We start from the raw sequence: 6,666 nt of genomic DNA, 5'->3' as shown, positions 1-6,666 counted from the left end.
CCGGTGAGGGTGGTGAAGAGCTGCCCAGGTGGGTTCGATTCCCACATATTCCCGCCAGGGGACGCCGCGCCAACGCGCGGCGTCCCCTTTTTGGATATTTTGGAACAATTGGGTTAAAAAGAAGATTGAACGGTGACTTTATCCCAAACAAATTTTTGCGGATACGCGTAGCGGGAACAGCGCCCGCGAAAGGAGAATCCATGGATTTTCGGCAGTTGGAGGCGTTTTCCCGAGTGGTGGAAACAGGCAGCTTTTCCCGGGCCGCGGAGGCGCTGGGTGTGAGCCAGCCCACCGTCAGTTCTCATGTGACGGCGCTGGAGCGGGAGCTGGGACTGACGCTCATTGCCCGCACCACACGGGAAGCCGGCCCTACGGAGGCGGGACGGCTTCTGTCTCAATATGCCGGGCAGATGCTGTCCCTGCGGCGGCAGGCGGACGAGGCCCTACGCCGGTTTGCAACGGACTTGTCCGGCACGGTGGTCATTGCCGCATCCACGATTCCGGGGCGGTATTTTCTGCCCCGTCTGCTCTCGGCGTTTCAAAAACGGCACTCCGACGTGAAATTCGATCTGCGCATCACAGACAGTGCGGGGGCAGTGCGTCAGGTGACGGACCGGGAGGCGGAGTTGGGTTTTTGCGGCACGCTTCCCGGCGGAAAGTATGTTGCCCGGGAGTTTGCCAACGATCAATTGGTGCTGGTGGCTCCCAATCTTCCCAAATACCGGGCCTGGCGGGACGAGGGGGTCTCCCTGCGCCGCGCTGCCCGGGAGCCTTTCGTGGTCCGGGAGGAGGGAAGCGGCACCCGTCGGGAGACGGAACTGTTTCTCCGGGCCATGGGCGTGGACCCTGCCAGCGTGAAAATTGCCGCGCAGGCATCCTCCAACGAGGAGGTGGAGCGATTGGTGGAGGAGGGAACCGGCGTTGCCATTCTCTCCAAAAGCGCGGCGGAGGAGCGGGAAAAGCTTCTGACACTGGAGCTGCCCGGTATCAGGATTCGGCGCAAGCTTTACCTTCTCCGCCGGAAAAACAGCGTGCTCTCTCCCTCTGCGCAGGTGTTTTACAGCTTTGCCGAGGGATTTTACCTCCGCAGCCCGGAATTGTTGCCTTGAAATTGTGCAAAACGTAGAAAAATATGAAATGATTTCATAGCAAATACTGCAATCCGCTGATAAAAGCATTGCAAAACTGTGAAAAAATCAACAAAGTATAGAGATTCCAATGGGAAAAATCAAAAAATTCCAAATTGTTGGCTCCGTCAATTTGCTGAACTGAATTTATAGATAAAAGTTATAAATACCCTTTTTTTCTTGCACCCCAAGAGATGTGGAGATTACAATGGGTATAAAGACGGGGCAAGTGTCCGGTTTGGAAAATTGAATGATTTGAATGACGGTTGCAGGAGATCTGCCCATTGGAGGCGGGGCCGAAGGTATAAGTATTGCTAGCTTGCCGGCGCGATATGAACATCTCAGGCGAAAGGACTGCAGCCCGACAACCCTCTGGAAAGCGAAAGCGCCGAAGGAGCAACCCGTATTTTGCGGGGAATCTCTCAGGTAAATCAACAGAGTCGGGCAGCACAGGTTTGTGCTGTCCGATTCTGTTTTTGCTTTGGAAAGGGGGAGAAGGCTGTGATTAGTGAGCGGCAATATTTGATTCTTACAAATAATCCCCTGGTAAAAGCATGTATGGCTGAGCGATACGAAATTCTCCTTGCGGAGGAACTGACCCTTCGGGAAATTTTGGTGAAGGCGCGGGATATGGTGTATGCCGGGTATACTCTGTATACCCACCCTCTGGCCGGCAGCGTGAAGCCCAATGAAACGCCCTATAAATCCGTGGTGGTGTCCAAAACCCCCGGGGAATTTTCGGCGGAGCAGGCGGGACTGATTGCGGGCAGCATCGAGGTATGCGACAAGCTTACGCCCCGCCGCCGTACGCTTACGCAGAGCGTGCTGGAGGATTTCCAACTGATCGACTATACCCTGCTCTCCGGCGCTCTGGGCTTTGACGCTGCGGCAGGACTTAGTAACGCAGGCAAATAAAAATGAAAAGAAGGAGGTGCTCACTTTGAAATTGGAATTGGGCTTTATCCAGATTCGGGACATTCAATTTTCAAAGGAATGCAAGGTAGAAAACGGGACGCTTTCCGTCAATGCCGATGAAGTCATGGATTTTATCTTCAAAGACGACGACGTGAAAGCCTGCATCAAGTCGGCGAAATTTGACATCGCAAGACCCGGCGAGAGCGTGCGCATTACCCCGGTGAAGGACGTGATCGAGCCCCGCGTGAAGGTGGAGGGCCCCGGCGGCGAGTTTCCCGGCGTCATCGCCAAGGTGGATACCGTTGGCTCAGGAAAAACCCATGTGCTGAAGGGCATGGCCATTGTCACCGCGGGCAAGATCGTGGGCTTTCAGGAGGGCATTATTGACATGACCGGACCCGGCGCGGACTATACCCCGTTCTCAAAGCTTTTGAATCTTGTGCTGGTGTGCGAGCCGATGGAGAGCGTCCATCAGCACGAGTACGAGCACGCCGTCCGCATGGCGGGCCTGCGGGCCGCCACCTTTGTGGGCGAGCTTGGTCGCGACGTGGCCCCTGACGAGACGCGGGAGTTTGAGACCTACGGCGTGAAGGAGGGCATGGAAAAGCTCCCCGACCTTCCCCGGGTGGGCTATGTCCACATGCTTCAGAGTCAGGGCCTGCTCCACGACACCTATGTCTACGGCGTGGACGCGAAGAAGATTATCTCCACCCTGCTGAACCCCACCGAAACCATGGACGGAGCTATCATCTCCGGCAACTGCGTGTCCGCCTGCGACAAGAACACTACCTATCACCACCAGAACAACCCCGTGGTGGCGGACCTGTTCGAGCAGCACGGCAAGACCATTAACTACGTGTGCAACATCATCACCAATGAAAACGTGTATCTGGCTGATAAGCAGCGTTCTTCCGACTGGGCCTCCAAGCTTACCCGGCTGCTGGATCTGGACGGCGTGGTCGTCTCTGAGGAAGGCTTCGGCAATCCTGACACCGACCTGATTATGAATTGCAAAAAGACCGAGCAAAAGGGCATCCGCACCGTTTTGATTACCGACGAATACGCCGGACAGGACGGCAAGTCCCAGTCCCTGGCGGATGCGGACGCATTGGCCGACGCAGTGGTCACTGGCGGAAACGCCAATCAGGTGGTGATCCTTCCCAAGCTTGACAAGGTCATCGGGATGCTGGATTACGTGGACAAAATCGCGGGCGGGCACGTCGGGTCCCTGCGGCCGGACGGGTCCATTGAGGCTGAGCTTCAGGTCATTACCGGCGCTACCAACGAAATGGGCTTTAACCGCCTGAGCGCCAGATAAGGAGAGGAGGAGAAAAGCATGAGTTATCGCGTCGTACACTATATCAACCAGTTCTTTGCCAACATCGGCGGCGAGGAAATGGCCCATGTGCCGCCCGAGCTGCGGGAAGGCCATGTAGGCCCCGGCCTTGCCTTCAATCAGGCATGGAAGGGCGAGGCGGAGGTGGTGCAGACCATCGTCTGTGGCGACTCCTATTTTGCCGAACATGAGAAGGACGCCAAGGCACAGGTATTGGAATGGGTCAAAGCGGCAAAGCCAGACCTGTTTATTGCCGGTCCCGCCTTCAACGCCGGACGGTATGGCTATGCCTGCGCCAACATCTGCCAGGCTGTTCAGGACGAGCTGGGGATTCCCGTTCTCACCGGCATGTACGAGGAAAACCCCGGTGCGGACCTGCGCACCAAGGTTTTGATTGTCGCAACCACCAACAGCGCCGCCGGTATGCGCAAAGCCGCCCCGGCCATGGCAAAGCTTGCCATGAAGCTGATGCACGGCGAGGAAATCGGCGCTTCCTGTGAGGACGGATACCTGCCCAACGGCATTCGCCGCAACTTCTTTGACAAGGAGCGCGGCTCCAAGCGGGCCGTGGATATGCTGGTGGCAAAGCTTTCGGGAAAGCCCTTTACCACCGAATATCCCATGCCGTCCTTTGACCGGGTGGCCCCCAACAAGGCCGTGAAGGATTTGAGCAAGGCCATTGTGGCCCTGTGCACCTCCGGCGGCATCGTTCCCAAGGGAAATCCGGACCATATCGAGTCCTCCAACGCCTCGCATTACGGCGAATACAACATTCAGGGCGTGGAGACATTGACGGAGGAGACATACGAAACCGCCCACGGCGGCTACGACCCCGTCTATGCAAATCAGGATCCCAACCGCGTGCTGCCCGTGGACGTGCTGCGGGAGTTTGAGCGGGAGGGCAAAATCGGCAAGCTGCACGATTTCTTCTATACCACCGTGGGCAACGGCACCGCCGTGGCCTCATCCAAAAAATTTGCCGCCGAATACGCGCAGAAGCTTTTGCAGGCCAATGTAAGCGCGGTCATTATGACCAGCACATGAGGTACCTGCACGCGTTGCGGTGCAACGATGGTAAAAGAGATTGAGCGGGCGGGTATTCCCGTTGTGCATATGTGCACGGTCACGCCGATCTCCATGACGGTGGGCGCAAACAGAATCGTTCCCACCATTGCGATTCCCCATCCCCTTGGAAACCCCGCGCTGGCCCATGAGGAAGAATACGCTCTGCGCAAAAAGCTGGTGGCCCGCGCTCTGGAGGCACTGACCACCGAGGTCGAGGACCAGACCATTTTCGAGGTCTGACAAAAGTTGAACATCGCCTCCGGCGGCGGCTTTGCCGCCGCCGGGGAGCGAGTATGGGAGCGATAGCAATGAGCAAAACCTATGATGTAATCATTCTGGGCGCCGGTCCCGCGGGTCTTGCCGCAGGGCTGTATGCCGGGCGCAGTCGGCTGGATACCCTGATCATTGAAAAAGGGCAGGATGGTGGACAAATCGCGATTACCAGTGAAATTGAAAACTATCCCGGGCAGCTTTTGGAGGGGGAAACCGGCCCCTCCCTGGTGGCCCGGATGACGGAGCAGGCCAAAAAGTTCGGCGCGGAGCGGGTGAGCGACGTGGTGAAATCCGTGGACCTTTCCGGCAACGTGAAGAAGGTGACGGGGAACAAGGGCGAGTATCTTGCAAAAGCCGTGATTCTCGCCACCGGCGCGTTCCCCCGGCCCATCGGCTGCAAAAACGAGGCCAAATTTGTGGGCAAGGGCATTTCCTACTGCGCCACCTGCGACGCCGCGTTTTTTGAGGATTTTGAGGTCTTCGTGGTGGGCGGGGGCGACTCCGCCGTGGAGGAGGCCATGTACCTCTCTAAATTTGCCCGAAAGGTCACAATTATCCACCGCCGGGATGAGCTGCGGGCCGCCAAATCCATTCAGGAGAAGGCCTTTGCCAACCCTAAGCTGCATTTTATGTGGGATTCCGTGGTGGAGGAGGCGGACGGCGACGAGCTGCTGTCCAAGATGGTGATTAAAAACACCAAAACCGGCGAGCTGACCACCGTTGAGGCGGATGAGGAGGACGGGATGTTCGGCCTGTTTGGCTTCATCGGCCTGCTGCCGAATACAAAGCTGTACGAGGGTGCAGTAGACATGGAAAACGGCTATATCCGCACCGACGACAATATGCATACCAACCTCCCCGGCGTGCTTGCCGCGGGGGATTTGCGGGTAAAGAGCCTGCGGCAGGTGGTTACCGCGGCAGCGGACGGTGCGATTGCCGCCATGCAGGCGGAGCACTATATCTCAAATCTGAAGTAAAAGGAGCGAAGGATATGCTGGAACTGGATAAGGAAACCTTTGAAGCCGAAGTGCTTCAGGCCCCCGGCAAGGTCGTTGTGGACTTCTACGGAGACGGCTGTGTCCCCTGCGCGGCATTGATGCCTCACGTTCACGAGTTCGCGGAAAAGTATGGCGGCGACGGTCTGAAATTCTGCGCCCTGAACACCACCAAGGCCCGCCGCCTTGCCATCGGGCAGAAGATTCTGGGCCTGCCGGTGATTGCCGTGTATGAAAACGGCGAGATGATCGACTCCTGCGTGAAGGACGACGCAACGCCCGAAAACGTGGAGGCCATGATCAAAAAGTACGCCTGAGTCAGAAGCCCCCGCCCTGCGGGGCGAGAAGCGTTTCAGGTTGCAAATTCAGGTAGCGGGCCGGAATCCCTGTTTGTCCGGCTGACTATAATCTTACAGAAAAGGAGGAACAGAAACATGGGTATCTTAGCGGGCAAGAAGGTTGTCATCATTGGTGACCGGGACGGCATCCCTGGTCAGGCCATCGAGGCGTGTGCCAAGAGCGCCGGTGCCGAGGTCGTGTTTTCCTCGACGGAGTGCTTCGTCTGAACGGCCGCTGGTGCAATGGATCTGGAGAATCAGAAGCGGGTTAAGGAATTCGCCGAGCAGTATGGCCCCGAGAACGTAGTCGTTCTTTTGGGCGCGTCTGAGGGCGAGGCTTCCGGCCTTGCGGCTGAAACGGTCACCAATGGTGACCCGACCTATGCCGGTCCATTGACAGGAGTCCAGTTGGGACTCAGGGTTTATCATGTGTGCGAGCCTGAAATCAAGACGGAATTTGACGAGGCCGTCTACGAGGAGCAGGTGAGCATGATGGAAATGGTTTTGGACGTTGACGACATCGTCAATGAGATGACCAGCATTCGGGAGCAATACTGCAAGTTTTGATTCCGAAATCGGCGGAGGCGGCGGCAGAAGCCGCCGCCTCTCCGTTTTAA

General features: G+C 57.1%; 7 protein-coding genes and 1 riboswitch. All 7 genes read left to right on the top strand.

Going from position 1 to position 6,666, the window contains the following annotated elements; all coding sequences use genetic code 11:
- Positions 1 to 200 precede the first annotated feature (200 nt).
- The 7 genes from B2W96_RS05240 (at position 201) to grdA (ending at position 6,616) form a co-directional block, all read left to right on the top strand.
- On the top strand, positions 201 to 1,109 hold the full coding sequence (locus tag B2W96_RS05240) for a selenium metabolism-associated LysR family transcriptional regulator (RefSeq protein WP_293009233.1): 909 nt from the start codon (positions 201 to 203) through the stop codon (positions 1,107 to 1,109).
- A 277-nt stretch (positions 1,110 to 1,386) separates the two neighbouring features.
- Positions 1,387 to 1,494: riboswitch (glycine riboswitch) on the top strand.
- Positions 1,495 to 1,628: 134 nt separating this feature from the next.
- On the top strand, positions 1,629 to 2,042 hold the full coding sequence (locus B2W96_RS05235) for a GrdX family protein (RefSeq protein ID WP_293009232.1): 414 nt from the start codon (positions 1,629 to 1,631) through the stop codon (positions 2,040 to 2,042).
- A 25-nt stretch (positions 2,043 to 2,067) separates the two neighbouring features.
- Positions 2,068 to 3,360 carry a glycine/sarcosine/betaine reductase component B subunit gene (locus B2W96_RS05230; RefSeq protein WP_293009231.1) on the top strand — a complete coding sequence of 431 codons (1,293 nt, stop codon included), beginning with the start codon at positions 2,068 to 2,070 and terminating at the stop codon, positions 3,358 to 3,360.
- Between the two features lie 18 nt (positions 3,361 to 3,378).
- The gene (gene grdB / locus B2W96_RS05225; protein WP_293009230.1) at positions 3,379 to 4,683 is read left to right on the top strand and encodes a glycine reductase complex selenoprotein B; all 1,305 of its coding nucleotides are present in this window, start codon (positions 3,379 to 3,381) and stop codon (positions 4,681 to 4,683) included.
- A gap of 68 nt (positions 4,684 to 4,751) precedes the next feature.
- Positions 4,752 to 5,693 carry a thioredoxin-disulfide reductase gene (gene trxB, locus B2W96_RS05220; protein ID WP_293009229.1) on the top strand — a complete coding sequence of 314 codons (942 nt, stop codon included), beginning with the start codon at positions 4,752 to 4,754 and terminating at the stop codon, positions 5,691 to 5,693.
- Positions 5,694 to 5,707: 14 nt separating this feature from the next.
- Positions 5,708 to 6,028: a thioredoxin TrxA gene (gene trxA / locus B2W96_RS05215; protein ID WP_293009228.1), complete on the top strand. Its 321-nt coding sequence runs from the start codon at positions 5,708 to 5,710 to the stop codon at positions 6,026 to 6,028.
- Between the two features lie 117 nt (positions 6,029 to 6,145).
- Positions 6,146 to 6,616 carry a glycine/sarcosine/betaine reductase complex selenoprotein A gene (gene grdA, locus B2W96_RS05210; RefSeq protein ID WP_293009227.1) on the top strand — a complete coding sequence of 157 codons (471 nt, stop codon included), beginning with the start codon at positions 6,146 to 6,148 and terminating at the stop codon, positions 6,614 to 6,616.
- Positions 6,617 to 6,666: the final 50 nt, after the last annotated feature.

Origin of the sequence: Oscillibacter sp. UBA6647 (assembly GCA_002455655.1) — a bacterium.
Taxonomy (GTDB): domain Bacteria; phylum Bacillota; class Clostridia; order Oscillospirales; family Oscillospiraceae; genus Oscillibacter.
The sequence above is the reverse complement of the archived record's forward strand: the minus strand, read 5'-3'. Positions and strand labels throughout refer to the sequence as shown.